General features: G+C 60.6%; 10 protein-coding genes. 2 read left to right on the forward strand and 8 right to left on the reverse strand.

What is annotated here, in order from left to right:
- The 5 genes from ACQY7R_RS05430 to ACQY7R_RS05450 all read right to left on the reverse strand — a co-directional run bounded on the left by ACQY7R_RS05430 (position 1) and on the right by ACQY7R_RS05450 (position 7,726).
- Positions 1 to 1,176: a saccharopine dehydrogenase family protein gene (locus ACQY7R_RS05430; RefSeq protein WP_428304571.1), complete on the reverse strand. Its 1,176-nt coding sequence runs from the start codon at positions 1,174 to 1,176 to the stop codon at positions 1 to 3.
- Positions 1,177 to 1,957: 781 nt separating this feature from the next.
- Entirely contained in the window at positions 1,958 to 2,908 is a 951-nt protein-coding gene (locus ACQY7R_RS05435; RefSeq protein WP_428304572.1) for a hypothetical protein, read from the reverse strand.
- Positions 2,909 to 3,479: 571 nt separating this feature from the next.
- Positions 3,480 to 5,015: a DUF5677 domain-containing protein gene (locus tag ACQY7R_RS05440; protein WP_428304573.1), complete on the reverse strand. Its 1,536-nt coding sequence runs from the start codon at positions 5,013 to 5,015 to the stop codon at positions 3,480 to 3,482.
- A gap of 1,214 nt (positions 5,016 to 6,229) precedes the next feature.
- Positions 6,230 to 7,378 carry an N-methyl-L-tryptophan oxidase gene (gene solA, locus ACQY7R_RS05445; protein ID WP_428304574.1) on the reverse strand — a complete coding sequence of 383 codons (1,149 nt, stop codon included), beginning with the start codon at positions 7,376 to 7,378 and terminating at the stop codon, positions 6,230 to 6,232.
- A 138-nt stretch (positions 7,379 to 7,516) separates the two neighbouring features.
- Positions 7,517 to 7,726, reverse strand: coding sequence for a PEP-CTERM sorting domain-containing protein (locus tag ACQY7R_RS05450; protein ID WP_428304575.1), 210 nt, complete (start codon positions 7,724 to 7,726; stop codon positions 7,517 to 7,519).
- A gap of 447 nt (positions 7,727 to 8,173) precedes the next feature.
- On the opposite strand from ACQY7R_RS05450, the gene ACQY7R_RS05455 reads away from it, so the two are divergent.
- Positions 8,174 to 11,407, forward strand: a complete 3,234-nt coding sequence (locus ACQY7R_RS05455; RefSeq protein ID WP_428304576.1) for a DUF4332 domain-containing protein — start codon at positions 8,174 to 8,176, stop codon at positions 11,405 to 11,407.
- On the opposite strand, the gene ACQY7R_RS05460 is transcribed toward ACQY7R_RS05455, so the two are convergent.
- A complete protein-coding gene (locus tag ACQY7R_RS05460) occupies positions 11,359 to 12,657 on the reverse strand; it encodes a matrixin family metalloprotease (protein WP_428304577.1) in 1,299 nt (432 codons plus the stop codon). The two genes, ACQY7R_RS05455 and ACQY7R_RS05460, sit on opposite strands and share 49 nt — an antisense overlap.
- A 31-nt stretch (positions 12,658 to 12,688) precedes the next feature.
- Positions 12,689 to 13,237, reverse strand: a complete 549-nt coding sequence (locus tag ACQY7R_RS05465; protein WP_428304578.1) for a methylated-DNA--[protein]-cysteine S-methyltransferase — start codon at positions 13,235 to 13,237, stop codon at positions 12,689 to 12,691.
- Between the two features lie 337 nt (positions 13,238 to 13,574).
- Here ACQY7R_RS05465 and ACQY7R_RS05470 point away from each other — a divergent pair, with 337 nt between their 5' ends.
- Complete coding sequence (locus ACQY7R_RS05470; protein ID WP_428304579.1) at positions 13,575 to 14,318, forward strand: hypothetical protein; 744 nt, start codon at positions 13,575 to 13,577, stop codon at positions 14,316 to 14,318.
- Positions 14,319 to 14,367: 49 nt separating this feature from the next.
- Here ACQY7R_RS05470 and ACQY7R_RS05475 read toward each other — a convergent pair whose 3' ends face one another.
- On the reverse strand, positions 14,368 to 15,192 hold the full coding sequence (locus ACQY7R_RS05475) for a LamG domain-containing protein (protein WP_428304580.1): 825 nt from the start codon (positions 15,190 to 15,192) through the stop codon (positions 14,368 to 14,370).
- Positions 15,193 to 15,465 lie beyond the last annotated feature (273 nt).

Genomic DNA, 15,465 nt, shown 5'->3' on the forward strand with positions numbered 1-15,465 from the left:
TTAGATCGACGGCTCGCGCACAACTTCATTATCAGCCGTTTCGCGAGTCGTGGCGCCGCCGTGCGACGACGCGTTGCTGAACCGCGTCGCAATCCGCGTGTCGTAATGCCGGCCAAACCGGTTGCCGAGGAAGTTGGCGAAGTCGACGTCTTCCTGCCGCAGGAACCCGCTGCTGTTGAGCTGCCCCGCAACGTGCATGTCGATCACCGCGCAAATGCCCGCAGCCGTGGTGACCTGAATCGCCGACCAATTCTCGCCGCCGATTTCCTGGTGATAAATCTTACGGGCGTCGGTGATCTGCACCAACTGCCCGTTGCGATAGCCGGTAACCGTGCAGAAGGTAACGACGACGTCTTGGAACGTGATCGGCACCGCGTTCTCGAGGATGTCCTTCAGCAAATCGCGGCGTTCGCTGAGCCGCAGCTCGTTCACCAGCAGCGACACCTGATTGCAGTGGCCCAGGTACCGCACCGTCTTGTAATTGAGATCGCGGACCTTGCCGTCGAGCGATTCGCACAGCGTGCCTAGGCCACCGCTCGTGTTGAACGCTTCGTAACGAACGCCGTCGAGCGAGAACTGCTCGTACCCTTCCAGCGGCAACACCTCAATGCGGCGACCGCCATGGATCGCGTCGCACGGGTTGCAATATTCGTTGATGAGGCCGTCGGTCGACCAGGTGAGGTTGTACTTCAGGGCCCCGGTAGGGAACTGCGGCAAGGCGCCGACGCGCATCCGAACCGTGTCAAGCTTCTCAACCTGCTGAGCAAGATCGTTGGCAACGATCGAAATAAAACCCGGCGCCAACCCGCACTGCGGCATGAAGACCTGCCCCGGCTTCGCCTTCTCCGCGACGGCGCGCACGCGACGGGTCGTCTCAACGTCTTCGGTCAGATCGAAATAGCTCGCCCCGGCGGCGAGGGCAGCCTCGGCGACGCGCGGGTTGTGGTAATAGCTCAGCGCCGAAATGACGGTGTCGCGCCCGGCGAGGGCCTTCGCCAACTCGTCCGACGATTCGACGTTGAGCTGCACCGTCTTCACGCCAATGCGGCTGGAGATCAACTCCAGCGCTTCGCGACTCGAGTCGCCGACGACGACGTCGTAGTCCCCGGTATCAACAAGCAACCGAGCAATCATCCGGCCGATTTTGCCGGCGCCGAGCAACAACACGCGATGCATACAAAAACCTCTGCTCCGAGAAAACGTTCGCCGCTTCGATCCATTGTAGTTGCCCACCCTGCGGCCTCGTCGCGGCACAGCGAACGCGGCGTGCGCACCATCGCCACAATCGTTGCGACCGGCGTGCTGGGCGACCGGCGAGCCGGGTCGTTCCGCGTTGCGCGAGACCCAATCGCCACGGCCGCCAGATTCCAGCGCGCTGCGCGGAATCGAGGGGGGATAATTCAACAGTAGCCAAGTCAGGTTGCCGGTCCAAGCCAAGCCATGCGCATATGCGCGACTTCGCGGAAGAAAAACGCAAATGAGCGCTGCGGCCGACCGCGACACTTCGCGGCGCGAAGAAGCCGAAGCTGACTAGGCGGACTCTACCGCTGCGGGCGAGACCAGCGGGCCTGCAGGAACTCGTCGAGCAGCGACGCGGGGGGATGCTGCTGGCGGAAGCCGGCCGGCTCGATCCAGTTTCTGCCCGCTTAGTATGCGGCGAGCCGGTCATTCAAACTCTCCTGAATCGCGGCGCCGTTTTTCTTTTCCTAGTCGATCGCCTGCTGCAAATCAGCGACGGCGGAGTCCTTCGCAACGGCGACTCGCGCGGGGTGCCATGCTTTCGCGATCGCGTACGCATGCCGAACCCTCAGTGGGCACCGCCGTCCAAACCCCAACATGCCGACGGTACGCGACGACATGCCACCCGCCGAATTAGGTGTAAGACATCGCCCTCGGCCACCTGCCGACTGGCAAGCCACCTTTCCAAAATTGGGACAAATTAATATCCTTTCCCGCCTCATTCATCGTCGAAAATTTCAGGGGCGTCGAATAGAACCTGCCTTGGCTCCATGACTTGGCACCGTTCGGACATATCGCCGGCTGACACCAGCACGTCTAGCGAAATCGTGTAGAGTCCCGGCGTCTTTGCGTTGAAGCGGACGACAATTCCGTGCGGGCTAGAGTCGTTGACAATAACTGGTACTGCCACGCGAGCGACTTCGGAATATCGCTCAGTGCCCGTTCCTGGAATGTGTTCATAGAATTTTGTTGCGGAGAATTGCCGTGGCAAGTCACAAGTTGTGCGGTCAACTTCAATCAGGTAGAGGCTGGATTCAATCGGGTACACACCGTAAAGAACTTGGTACTCAGGGACTGGCTGATAGTTGTGAACCGTTGCTTCTAGTCCATCAACGATAATTGCGGCAAGAGCATCGCGCTTCTGAACCTTGAATTGAACGGCAAAGCCCTGGACGAACCACGTTACTGAATCGGTGTTGTCGAAATTATCAAATCCTGTCCGCGTGAAACTGATATATCGACCGCCAACAACCACAGCACTATCAGCACCGAAGCGGCGTGCTGGTGCAATTCGTGCCAAATTACTAGATGGCACTGCGGTTGGAACACCAAGCCCCTTCGCAGTCGCCATTTCGGCGAGTCGCTTCCACTTTCGCAGCACTTCAGCAGTGAATTGCCCCGCGTCTGCGTCGACTACTCGACTACAATTATTACACAGCCAGATTCCATTAGCGAAGGACTGACGCTGCTCCGGAGTTAGTTCAGGATCGAATCTTGGCCCGCCCGGTGAAGCCGCCGTTATGTGGGCTGCAACGCCAATCGAGACTGCCTTGTCGTCATCAAATGACGGACCGGATGTTTGAGCTGCACAACGTGGGTTCGAGCAACGAAAATTCACCCTCTGCCCCAGACGCTCAATCGTGACTGTCTTAAATTCGTCGCGTGCCATGTGTGGGTGAGTTGTGGTTTAGGGCGACTAAAGATGCAAGCACGAGAAAAACCCTAAGGCCATGTAGAGCAGTCCGGCGATTATGTTCGCTTGGTGCCCCCATGCTTGGAATCCGAGTCCGTCACTCGTAGGCTCGATTTTGCAATTAAGCTTCTTGTGAATCGAATCCGCGAATTCCTGCAGTTCGTCCCGGTTCTTGTAGTAGAAGTAGTCACCTCTCCATTCGACCACGCCCAGCCACAGTCGGTAGAACCCGAAAACCCCAAATGCTGGTATCACGGATGAAATGATGAATTGGAATGCCGTGCAATGATCGGTGAATGGTTTGGCGGTACACGAGCTCAGCTTCACAGAGATTAGCCAAAAGTAGAGCAACGGTAAGATGTTGAACATCGTGATAGACCAAAGTGTTCGGCGGAAAACGCGATCGGACCTCGTGAAAAGCGGCCACTGGAACGGCTTCCAACGTCCCCATGCATTCGATGATGTCCCCCAAACTATGGCGAAAAATATCGCAAATAGATTCTGAGAATCATTCATAGGCATCCTCAAATGATCACGGCAGTAAAAGCTAGCTGTTAAAAATATTCTTCTTCGCACGGTGCAGCATCAGGCGTTCAGTGTCGTCCAATTGAATTCCGATGTATTGTGCGATTTTATCGAGAACTCGGAACGCGAAAGTCCAGTAGAGGCTGACCAGGTGAGCGTCCTCATATCGTGGCATACCCCGCACGCCATCGTAGGTCGAATGCACTACACCAGACAGTTGCTTTTGTAGCAGTTCGTATTCGTCTTCGTATCCGACCTTCGCCGCCAAGTCTCTCAACGACCCCTTGTACCAATTTTTTGGTGGTTCTTTCAGCTTATCGTAGCCATACTTTCTCATTACTCGCTGATACTCAGCATCTATCGCAGCTTCAACGGCAGGACGCTTGGCACTTCGTGACATTCGGCGAGAGAAATCGTTGGCCTGTTTATCGAACAGCAAAGTAAAGCGCTTGCGTTCAACAGCACTGAAGTCGATGTAACGCCGTGAAAGAGTTTCGGACTCATTCGGATCGTGAAAGATGTACAACGCCTGCAATGAAACATCGTAGATAGTTCGCAGGATAGAGTTGCCATCAAACGACCAATCATGCTCCTTAGCGTCACTGTGCAGCATCAATAAAGTGCTTCCAGATTGCACTATTCGCGAGTACATTGCGTCGATGGCTGTGCCAACGTCTCCAACAGCTTGAGTCTGTTTGAGTTTATGAATTACGCTGTTCCCCAATTTTGCCTGAAATGCGAGCAGTTCTACATCACTCATTGATTCTGGGTCGGGGGGTTCAGCATCAAATGGCTGTAGACGGAATGTAGATCGGACGACGACTCTCTGCTCACATTCATCGCAGATAAGAACCGCCCCTTCTCCGATTGCGGAGGTTGGAATGAAGTTGGTGGTCCCACATCTCTGGCAGTTGAATGATTCCTGGCGTAGTTGGAAATGTGCTGCGTCCCCCTCAAACCGAACGTCGTAGATTGCCCGGCATTCTGGGTTTAGGCAACGCATTTCCCCAGTAGCTTCGACTCCCCGCTTATTCCTATAAACTGTTCGCCCGCAGCAATTACAGGGTATGTCTACTAATTCCCTGAAGTTCGAGAGAGCCTGCCCCACTTTGAACTCGGATAAAGCAGACGAAGCCTTCTCCAGGTCGATCCGCCACTTTTCCAGCTTTGGAGCGACCATATCAACGGGTGCATGAAGGTAGAAGCCAAGTCGATGATAGTGCTTCTTGAGGAGTTGTTTGTTCGGAGCCTTTGCTTCGAGAATTGTATCAGCCCAGTTGGTCACTCCATTTTCGCCCGCTTGGCCGAACGCTAGACGACTATCCTGATTGGCGTCTGGGTCGCACTCTAAAATTGCATCCAAGATTCGCTGCGGCTGCCAACCGGCCGACAGAATGTCATCGGGCAATTCCTGCTTGTATAGCGGCACGAGTTCATAAAACAGGTACTCAATACCCATTCGTAACTGCAAACTCGCGTAACGAAGCGAGTCTGCATCGCCCAATTGGATCAACGGTTCAGCCTTAAGCAGGCAGGCTTGGGTATCGACGTGTGGCATTGCTTCCTCGCTGAAGGTACAGGGCGAGAAGACAGATCGGATTTAGAGTAAGTTCGCATCAAGTCGCCGGAATCCAAATTCTACCAATTGTTATCTACCGACCTAGACTTTACCCGCTGCACATTCGCCGCGGCGAACGGCACCGCGCGAAAAATCTATCAACTCCCATCTAGAAAATAGCCACTCGATCCGCTAAAGTGATCGCATGTTCACATGCTGCGTCACCGCTGCGCCGACGCGCTATCCGCCGGGAGAGGCCCATCCCCTACCCGCACCCGCGCCGCTGTTGACGACGTTCGCCGCTGGCTCGCTCCCAGTGAACACGGCGAGTGAGGTCGCATCGCGACGGTTGGCGGCGCACTCCACTGGCGCGCGACAACCTCTGTCGTCGCCTCTGTCACTTCCGTCGCTGTCAGCGACGCCGCAACTCCAACCCGCGCAAGCACTTTCGAATTGTGTCGCCAAAAACGCGTTTGGCGACACAATTCGTCACGGCACCGAATCGCCGCCACTCGCCGGGTGGCCCGGGTTGGCGTACTCGCCTACCCGGGCGGCGCAGCCGCAAGAGGCCCAATTGCAGAAGACCCAGTCACAGAAAACCCAGTCACAAGGAGACCACGCGCATCGGCGGTCATGGCAGCGTCGGCAGACAGGCCCAGCTTGCAAGACCAGCGGAAGTCGCGCCGATCGGCGCGCCCAAGTTGACCATCAAACACACTTGGTCAAGACGGTCAACACGGTCAAGACGGTCAACATGGCCGACTCGCCAAAACCAGGCGTTGTTAGCCGCCGCCACCACGCGCCGCTCCCGATCGGTCGCCGTCAGCGCAGCGTTGCCCAAAGAGCATTGGCGGGAGGCGTCTCCGACGCCGATTTCGGCCACTACCACAAGCCGCTGTGGTCTCACCAAGGCGCTTCGGGGTCGGAAACCCCTCCCACAGATTTTTTTAGGCAAAGCCCGTCAGCGCCAACGATCGCCCGGCGCATCACACCGAATTCCACCCCTGAAACAACTTGTGAATTGTGCCGCCCCAAAAAACGCCTCTCGCAACAAAAATCACCTGCGAACTCGCCGTCACCACAGCCAAGCGACACCTATTGAACCCTGCGCAGAGACTGAACCCTACCGTCTGGCTGAAAGCTGACGGCTGATAGCCGACAGCCCAATCCGCTGGAACCCATTGGCCGCGTCACCCTCCACAGGTGCAGCGTTGTTAGCTCCGCCGAAAACGTTCGAGCGACAGAAAGGCCGTCGGCTGGCGAGTGACGCCTTCGGTCGCCAACTCCGCCAGCGCCTCCCCCAGCACCGGCGTGAACTTAAAACCATGCCCCGACAGCCCCGCGGCGAAGACGACCCGCGGGTCGGCGGGGTGGCGGTCGACAATAAAATGTTCGTCGGGCGACATCGTGTACAGACAAACGGCGTGGTCGCGGCACGGCGTCTGGAGGCTGGGAATGAAGTCCCGCACAAATTGGTCGACGAGTGGCGTGTCGCTGGCGCGAAGTTGGCGATCGACTTGGAGCGGATCGGCAATCGGCTCGCCGCCCGAATGCTCGGCGACTTTCACCCCTTGCTCGTCGACCGCGGGGAAACCGTAGAAGACGGCGTGCGAAAGTTCGAAGAGGAAGCAAGGAAACGCACTCGCCGCGGTTTGCGCGGGAGCGGTCGAGTCGTACCACATCAGCGGCTTACGGCGGACTTCGAGCGGCACGCCGAGCGATTGCAACAGCGAGCCGGCCCAAGCGCCGGCTGTGATGACCAGCCGGTTCGCGCGGAACTCGCCGGCGGTGGTGCGCACGACAATGCCGGCAGCGGCGTCGGCGTTCCAGTCGATGACTTCAACGTTCGTGAGCAACTCGGCGCCATGGCGTTTGGCTTCGGCAAGGCAAGCGGCGACGCACTGCTCAACGAACAACAAGCCGGCCCGCGGTTCGAAGACGCCGGTCACGTCGCTGCTCGGCGGCATGCGAAACGCCGGCCAGCGATTGGCAATCTCGGCTGCGGTGAGCTCCTCGACGGAGAGCTGGTGTTGCCGCGCGGCAGCGAGGACGCCGGGAACAACGATGCCGTCAGCGGGGCCTACCTCGAGCAGGCCGGTTTCGAGTTTCAGTTGCTCGCCCGTTTGATGTTCGAGTTCTTCCCACAGGCGATAGCTTTCCAGCAGCAGCGGTACGTAGTCGGTATGTTCAAAATAGGCCTGGCGGATGATCCGCGTCCGGCCATGCGAACTGCCGTGACTGTGCGGCGGATCAAAACGATCGATGCCGAGGACCCGCAGCCCGCGGGCCGCCAGCTGCCACATTGCCGCAGTGCCGACGCCGCCGGCGCCGAGGACGATCACATCGTAAGGTGGAGCAGGCATGGCGACTCAAGGCGTACGCTAGCAATCTGGGACGCAAACCAGATCGGCAATGTACCCGAGAATCGTTGCGGCGCTGATAGCCCCGGGCTCCGCCCGGGGCTAGAAATGCTGCCGCAAGCGCTGCGACCAGAAGGGACCCTAGTGAGAACCGCCGTCAATGCGGCGGCGACGGCAGAAGCCCATACCGATCAGGCCAAGAGCGGCGAGTGCGATCGTTGAAGGCTCGGGGATGTGCACGAGCTCGGCAGGCTCTTCGGGAGGAAGCGGCTGCAACTGCTGCTGATCCTGAAAATGGCTATCAGCGATGCCGAGCGTGGCGCTCGCGATCAGAGCAAAAATCAAATTCATCGATGCCTCAACAGGGTGCCTACGAATGCTTTATGGCGTTATTTGGGCAGGGCGTCAAACAATCGGCAACGTGGCAAATTGCGCGAATGAGCCATTACTTCGCGTTTCCGCCGTGCGAACTTACGCGCCACGCCGAAAAGTCCCCGCTCAACGGTGATAGCAACTGGGCGCGAACGATCGGCAATTTTTTTGCCGGCAGCGATTCGCCAAGTCGCAAGCGTGCTAGCAGAACGGACTGGCCGATGGGCGCATGCGCGGGCTGCGCGATACTCGCGTTGTTCAATCACCAGCGATGGGTTACGTTGCTGGCTGAACTACGCCCGCCGCGGGCGTCCTGCCGGACCTATGGTCCCAGCTCCCCGCTTGAGTTGAATGTCCGCGGCGACACCCGCTTCGTGCGATACGAGGCGAGCCAGGATGGCTCGCTGCCACGCAAGGACGCCACGGATGAACGTCACCCAACTTCGCCTCGCCGGGCAAGGAGCCTGGCCAGAGCTCCTCGTCGATCAGTTCTCAACAGAGCTGAACGTCTTCTTCGGTCACCAACGGACCGGCAAGAGCACCGTCGCGCAGCTCGCTTCGCAATTGCTCTACGGCAAGCAAGACAGCGAATGGCGGCGGCAGTTTGGGCAAAGCACGCCGCTCGCCGAGGGGTCGCTGGAAGTCGACGGCCCGCGCGGCCGTTACCTGCTGCGGCGGCATCGCGATGGTTCTCCCTACGGCCGACTCTCGGTCGCTGCCGCCGGCGGACCGGCGGTCGACAGCGGCACGATTCGCTCGCTGCTGGCCGGCATCTCGCCTCGCCTGGCGGCAGAACTTTACACGGTCGACTTCGCCCAGCAACCGCGGGCCGCGACGCTGCTCGACCGGGAGTTCGCCCGCGAGTTTGCGCTCGCCCTGAACCCGGCGGCCGACGACGCTGCCTCCGCTCACGCGACGGGAACCGTCTGCCAAACGCACAGTGAATCGCCGCGGCTACCGCTCAATCGCCGCCGCGTCGACGAGCTTGTCGCCCGTCGCGACGCCGTCGTGCAGCAGATCGAACAAGAAATGTCGGCCCGCCGTCGCGAAAGCGGCGACCTGCAGAAGAACCTCGGCGAGTTGGAAGCAATCCTCGCCGATCGCCGCCGTAAGGCCGAGCAACTGCAAGTGAAGCTCCGCGCGGCCGATGCGAAGCTCGCCGAGATCGAGACGCGGCTGCGGTACTACTCGCTTGAATCGGCCGTTCGCCGCGGCCCGGAAATCGACGTCGAACAACATCGCATCGACCTCGAACGGCTCGACGCCGAAATTGGCCGCTGCCGGCAAACGCTCAGCGACTTGCAGTTGCGCGAAGCGACGGTCCGCCGCGAGCTCGCCGAAGTGCAACCCGACGGCACGGCCGACAGCGCGAGCGTGCTGGCCGACCAACGGGCGACGGTCGGCGTGTTCGAACGGCTGCTCGACGACCTCGACGCAGAAGTGTCGCAGCTCGCCCGCTCGCACGAACCAGGACGCTGCGTTGGCTGCGATTCGCACGCCCGGCTGTCGCCGGTCGCCCAAATGCTTCGTCAGCAGCTTTACGCCTTGTGCGGGCAGGTGACGGAGCAAGAGCGTTCTGTGCGTCGCGTGCAGTTGAACTCCGAAAGCCGACAACTTTCACGCGCGCAAACCGACCTGAGTGAGCAACTGGAGCATCTGTTGCAGAGGCGGCAAGCGCATGTTCACGCCGCTCAGCTCACCTACCGCCCGTTGGTAACGCTGCCGCAATCGCCGGCGGCGACGCATTGCCAATGCGACGGCCACGCCGAATTCGTCCGCAACGCTGATGCGATGGTCCTTGCGCGGACCGATCGCGGTCGGCAAGAAGCGCTCGCCCGCACTCGGCGCACCGAAGCGGAACAAGAGCGTAACAACCTGCGGCAGGCCTGCGATGCGCTGCAGCGCGAGATCAAGTCTCTCGAAGCCCGCTGGCAGACGCTGCAGCTCGACCGCGCGCAAACGGCCACGCGGTCGACGCTCGACGAACTCCGCGCCACTCTGCAGCGGCTCGAAATCGAAATTCAGCAAGCGCTTCACACCAACGAAACGGCTCGCGCGGAATACGACTCGGCCGCGACCTCGCATCGCCGACTGTGGCGGGCTTCCGACGTGCTCGCCCAACTGACCGACGGCCGCCTGTTGCAGATTCGCATGAATCGCGAAGGGGGCGGCGCCACAGTCATCGATCGCGAAGGCCGCACGCTCGCCGTCGAGGAGCTGACGCCGCAGCAGCAGGATCAGCTCTACCTATCGCTGACGCTCGCGCTCGTGTCGTCGTTCTCGGCCCGCGGCATCAACTTGCCGTTGTTCCTTGACGAACCTTTCCTGCGGCAAGATCCGCGGAGCGCCGCCGCGATGGCGGGCGTGCTGCACGAATTTGCCCGCGAAGGGCGGCAAGTGGTGCTCTTCACCGAAGATCGCGAAGCAGCTCGGCGGCTTGAATCGTTGGGCGACCAAGTCCGCGACCTCGACGCGCTGCGGCGGGAGTCGCATCCACAACCGGCTCCGGCCCCCGTGGCGATCGAGACTCCGGCGGAGCCAACGACGACGGTGAAGATCGTCCGCGAAACGGTCGGCGAGCGCAAGCCTCAGCTCCGCATCGCCGGCGAGTGGTCGCACGACGACGAAGATCGCGACGTGTTCTTCCTGACCCGCGACGCCTCGATCGAAGATTTCCCGGTGTTGGGAAACGACACGGCCAAGGTGTTCGCCGAGCTCAAAATCGCGAAGGTCGGCGACTTGTTGACGGCCGATGCCGACGAAGTGGCTGCGCGACTCGCCCGCCCCGGGATCACGGCGGAGGCGGTTCGCCTGTGGCAGAATCACATGAGCCTCATGTGCTTCGTGCCGAACGTGTCGCTCAACGATGCGCAAGTGCTCGCGGCGAACGAGATCGGCTCGCCAGAAGCGCTCTACGCCATCGACGTGCGGCTGCTGGCCGAGTCGATCGAGCAATTCATCGCCAGCGAACGGGGCCGCCGGTTCCACGCGCTGCGTACCCGCTATACGCGGGACGCGCTCGCCGAAACGCAAAAGCTCGCGCGGACGCAGCGTGAGAATTGGACGCTCGCCAAGTCGCGATACTCGTGGGTCGATCGTCCGGCAACTACATCCCGCACCGCAACCTCGCCCGCCAAAAACGCGGTCGCTGCGACCAAGAACAAGCCTGCTGCGAATCGACAAACCGCCAAACCAGCGAAGCCGGCCAAGCCGACCGGCCCGCTGCGGTTCTTCCTTCATCGCCACAGTGCGGTGGTGGATGCGCCGTCGATCGGCCCGATCGCCGCCGAGCGGCTGGCGAACGTCGGTATTCGCACCGTCGCCGATTTACTCAACGCCAACCCTGAATCGACCGCCGAAGAGTTGGGCGAAGCGAAAGTGACGGCAACCGTCATCACCCGGTGGCAGCGCGAGGCGCGGCTCGTGTGCCGCATCCCCGAACTGCGGGGCGTCGGCGCTCAACTGCTGGTGGCGAGCGGCTTCCACGAAGCCGAGCAAGTCGCGAAGACGAAGGTCGACGAACTCGTGAAGCGCGTCGGCGACACGTGCCGCAGTTCGCAGGGGCTGCGGATTTTGCGAAACGGCCCCGCGCCGTCGAGCGAGCGGATTGCTCAGTGGGTCGGCTTCGCCGCGAAGATGCGTCCGCTCGAAGCGGCATAACGACGAGTTGCTGCAAGCAACATCGAAGCAATCACGGAAAGCGTGGCGGCCGAAGGTTCGGGCACAGCGAGCGCCGCTGGATTTGTCGCGGCCACGGCAGGCGTTTGGCCAAACTGCCGCTGCCAGACCAAAAAATCGGCGCCGTTGGTGACGCTATCGCCATTGGCGTCTCCGTTCGCGTTAACGCCGAAGGCGCCTTTCCAGATGGTGAGATCGGCGGCGTTCACCAGGCCGTCGTCGTTAAAGTCGGCCGGAAGATAGCTGGGCGGAGGCGGGGCCGTGACACTCCAACCGATGTCGGTCATCGCAGCGGCGTCGAGGGCGGTCAAACGCTTGCGCGTTCCCGAGGTGATGGTCGGGTCCATCAACGCCTCCTGCGCGATGTTCGAGCCGTACACTTTGCTCATCGTCCCCTCGGCCCAATGCCCGCGCGTGCCGTCGGCTGAGTCGACTGGCCCCAACGGTGGATTGGCGCCCATCAACGACGTCGCCGCCGATCCCGTGAATAAGGCCGTGCTTGCCAACGCCTTCCATTGGCTAGAGGCGCCCAAGCCCAAGGCGTGGCCGAGTTCGTGAAGAGCGACCGAGTAAAAATCATTCTTACCGACCGTCGGTGCGATCGTGTGGTTGTATTGCCAATTCGCGTTCACGTCGCTGTCAAACGTGATCGATCCGCCCCAGCGAGTGAATCCGCTCGGCTCGTTGCGGCGTTCGACCATCGCCTTGAAGTTGTTGGTGGTTTGATTGATTTGACTGATTTCGTTTGAACTAAAGGTGCCGCCATTGTTGCTCGACGACCAGCCCATGCCGCCAGGACCGCCGATGCCAAGCGTCGAGCCGCTCAGCGAGCGAGCGCCAGCGTAAATTCGATATTCATTCGCGACGATGGTCGGATTGTTGAGCGTCTCGAGGGCGCCGGTCGCGGGATGGCTAAAGTTAGCCGTCCAGTTCCAGAATGCGACGCCGTTCGACGCCGAACTAACGAGATCGGCCGGCTTCTGAATTGCCGAGAAGTTGTCGGTGAGTATCGTCGAGTAGAAACTCGCCGCGGCTTCGAGCGCCGCTTTCGCTTGGTTCCCGGCATTCGCCCCGCCAGGATTGCCCGCGCCGAAGAAGTCGAGCGCGTCGTACTGGTAGCTAATGACAAGGTTGACGGCGCTGACCGGAGTTGCGATCAGAATCGCTGCGCCAGCGACGACCGCTGCTGCGGCCCGGCATCGGAATCGAGCGATCGTGTTCGCGAACGTCATGGCAACAGGCCGTGAATCGGCGAGAAAGCTATCAGCGGAACTGTACGTCAGACTCCAATTCTAGCAGACGCCGCTTCATAACCAGCCCGTCGGGGGCTGAGAATCCCCCAATTCGTCCCCCGGCGGCAACCACCCGGTGGCAGGGCACGATCAGCGGGGTCCGATTGTTCCGCATGACCGATCCCACGGCCCGGGCGGCGCCAGAACTTCCAGCCTTGGCGGCGACCTCGCCGTAGCTCAAAGTCGCCCCGCGCTTGATCGCGCGGCACGCCTTCACCACTCGCTGCTGGAACTTCGAGAGGTGATCGACCGCAATCGGGATCTTCTTCAGGTCGACCGGTTCGCCACCAGCGAAGCGTTGCAGCTGATCGAGCACCTGTTCCGCCAAGTCGAGGTCGTCGTCGCTGGCTTCCGCGGCATCGTCTGGCGCCGGCCAATACTGGTCGAGCTTTCGGCGCAGTGCGGTTTCCGCCGCTTGGACGTTACGGTTTCCGAAGGAGACGCCGATCACCACTCCATTGGACACCGCCACCGCCAAGCCACCGAGTTCGCTGGCGCCAGCCGAGAACGATGGCGTCACGTTTTGCCTGGTCCTCAAGGTTGCCACTGATCGCCTCCATGTCGCTGCTGTTCCGTGTCAAGCTCGCCCCGCCACGGGCGGGGTTCAGCTTACCACGGCCGATTTGGGCTGACGACGACGGGTCCACGAAACCGGCAAATCTCGCCGCCGGTGGGCCCAAATGCGGGGCAATACGCAGGCTTTTAGCCTCCTGGGTCTTTGACACTAATTTCCCAGCGGACCTATACTTACACGAGAGGCGAGCAATGACGCGGCCACTTGGCCCCGGGGACTCGATTCCCCCCCGCACTGGGCCTTGCCGGTTAGGATTTCGAATCTCTGGAGGACGCCATCCCCGATGAATCCGTATAGCTCGCTCGCCGACGACTTTTACATCAACATGAATCTCAGCACTGAGATGGATCTCCCGAGCAGTCGGGAGACGGTGCTGCACTATTTCGAACAGATTCAGAAGCAGTATCCGCAGATGCGGAACTTCTACGCCCGCGACAAGAACGACTTCATCCTCGAAGAAGACAAGGACCGCGGCGCGTATCGTTGGTGTTCGATCGAGCCGCGGCGGATCTGCTCCGGGCAGGTGAATCCGGCCTCGGTTGAGGAAACGCTCGAACAGCATCGCCTGACGCTGGAACTCGCGCCTTACGCCCTGTCGGTCAGCCCGCTCGACTGCGAGGCGATGGACCTGCTGATGGGTTTTGATTTCAGCTATCGCGGTAACCACAACCAACTGATTGCCGAAGCGCTCGGCGTCTGCCCTGCCCTTGAGCGAATGGCGACGATCCCCGGCGCGACGATCATCAACTACGAGCCGTCGTTTACCTTCGCACTCGACGACGAATGCCGCATCCAGTGCCGCTTCAACATCGAAGCCCGCACGAACGCCTACCAGATCCGCACAAACGAGTTCCAAGAGGAACAGCTCAGCGTCTATGTCACCGCTCGGCAATACGGCAGCCTACCGCCAAATCAGACATATGCGTCGATGCTCGACAAACTGTGGGACGTCTGTCGTGACGTGGTCGATAACTACGTCATTGACTCGGTACTGCAGCCGCTGGCGCGGACGATCTCGCTGGACTAAGGCCTAGCGATTGCTTGGGGCCTGGCGGTCGTCTGGCAAACGCAACCACTCAACAGCAGCGGCGATGGTGCGCTGCTACTGCCGCGGCGGCGATGACGAGCATCGCGACAGAAGCTGGCTCCGGGACGGCCGCTCGCGAGGCATAGATCCCGGCGACCTCGGCCGCAGTCAAGCTTCTGTTGAAAAGCGCCACTTCGTCCATCGATCCGACGAAGGCACGGTTGGCGTACGCCGTGGCATAGCCGATTGCGAACGGCGTTCCCACCGGGGCGACGTGGACGCCGGCGGCGGTCGTCGCCACCTGCACGCCGTTGACGTAGAGCGTACGCCCCAAAATCGAATCGTACGTCGCGGCGACGAAAATATTCTTGCCGAGGTCCGACGCGGTCAGTGCCGGGCCGATCACTGGGCCCGTGTTGTCAGTATAGAAACGGATCGTGTTGTCATCCTGCAAAAGCAGCAGGTCGAAGTCATTACCGCTCTGCGATACGCCCGCGATCGAAAAATGTCGGCCGGCAACCGAAGGAAGCTGGGCGACGTTGATAAACGCCACAATGCTGCCTGCCGTCGAGATTCCACTCGTCACGCTGGTCGTGACGCCGTTGCCATCAGTGCCGTCTAGAAGCAGCGGGCGATTGTTGGGCTGATCACCGAGCTGCGGCCCCGTACCGGCCGCGCCGATCGACGCCCCCGTGGTCGCCGTGCCGGAGTAGCCGTTCACGGAACTGCTGTAGTCGCCGCTGAATTGGTAGTAGGCCAACAATCCCGGTGTGCTGGTGATTGCCTGCGAATATCCCGCAGCGAAAGTCGTCGAGCCAATGCCGAACAAAGCGATCGCCGCCGCCGACGCGACGCGGAAAAACGAGATCCCCATAGCCGCCCCCCACAGAATCTAGACGAGCAATCCGAAGATTGAAGATGAGAAGGCAGCAGTCTGAGACGGACTGCCACCTAGTCGGTCAGCGTAGCGACGCTGAATGAGCAAGTCAAGAAATTATATGACAAATCACTAGCCCCCAGGGAGGTGCGTTCCAGCTAAATCCTGGACGCCGGGCGACGCCGAGAAATGGCCCGACCGATGCTTCGCCTTCGACTCGGTACAGAGAACTCCTGAGAGGACAAGTTTGTCGGACTGAGTCGGTTGCCC

Origin of the sequence: Lacipirellula sp. (genome assembly GCF_965279485.1) — a bacterium.
GTDB lineage: Bacteria > Planctomycetota > Planctomycetia > Pirellulales > Lacipirellulaceae > Lacipirellula.

Coding starts and splice junctions, on each gene's coding strand:
- ACQY7R_RS05430 (WP_428304571.1), bottom strand. CDS start 1,176: ATGCATCGCGTGTTGTTGCTCGGCGCCGGCAAAATCGGCCGGATGATT.
- ACQY7R_RS05475 (WP_428304580.1), bottom strand. CDS start 15,192: ATGGGGATCTCGTTTTTCCGCGTCGCGTCGGCGGCGGCGATCGCTTTG.
- ACQY7R_RS05440 (WP_428304573.1), bottom strand. CDS start 5,015: ATGCCACACGTCGATACCCAAGCCTGCCTGCTTAAGGCTGAACCGTTG.
- ACQY7R_RS05435 (WP_428304572.1), bottom strand. CDS start 2,908: ATGGCACGCGACGAATTTAAGACAGTCACGATTGAGCGTCTGGGGCAG.
- solA (WP_428304574.1), bottom strand. CDS start 7,378: ATGCCTGCTCCACCTTACGATGTGATCGTCCTCGGCGCCGGCGGCGTC.
- ACQY7R_RS05460 (WP_428304577.1), bottom strand. CDS start 12,657: ATGACGTTCGCGAACACGATCGCTCGATTCCGATGCCGGGCCGCAGCA.
- ACQY7R_RS05455 (WP_428304576.1), top strand. CDS start 8,174: ATGAACGTCACCCAACTTCGCCTCGCCGGGCAAGGAGCCTGGCCAGAG.
- ACQY7R_RS05470 (WP_428304579.1), top strand. CDS start 13,575: ATGAATCCGTATAGCTCGCTCGCCGACGACTTTTACATCAACATGAAT.
- ACQY7R_RS05450 (WP_428304575.1), bottom strand. CDS start 7,726: ATGAATTTGATTTTTGCTCTGATCGCGAGCGCCACGCTCGGCATCGCT.